General features: G+C 64.4%; 1 protein-coding gene. It reads right to left on the reverse strand.

The genetic code is table 11. The features are described from left to right. On the reverse strand, nt 1–388 hold a 388-nt coding region (locus AC1DYG_RS20500; protein ID WP_477641672.1), incomplete at both ends, for a hypothetical protein.

Below are 388 nucleotides of genomic sequence, written 5' to 3' on the forward strand. Positions count from 1 at the left end.
GTCGTCGTCCGCGATCAGGCCGGAGTACGACATCAATCCCTCGTATACAGCGCCGAGCTGGTTGATACCGAGCTGCGCGTAGGAGATATACCCGCGCTGCTTGTTCTTGTTCTTCGACGGCTTCGACAGCAGAAGAAGCGTAAGCACCTCCTGCAGCACCCGGTTGCTGATCCGTGCCTCGTCGATCAGCGGGGTGCGGGCGGGATCGAAGAGGTCCGAGCGCATCGCTTCGAACACGAGCCCGTCGCCGTCCTCGTCGCCAGCGTGGTGCCCGTTGTTGACGAGCCGGAAGAGCAGATCCAGCGACTCGTGCAGGTGGTGGCCGTCGGCCGATCGTCCGGTGAGTGGCACCTGGGTGATCTCGCGCAGCCGGTCCAGGCCGTAGCCG

This window comes from Pedococcus sp. P1_H8, from assembly GCF_056405175.1.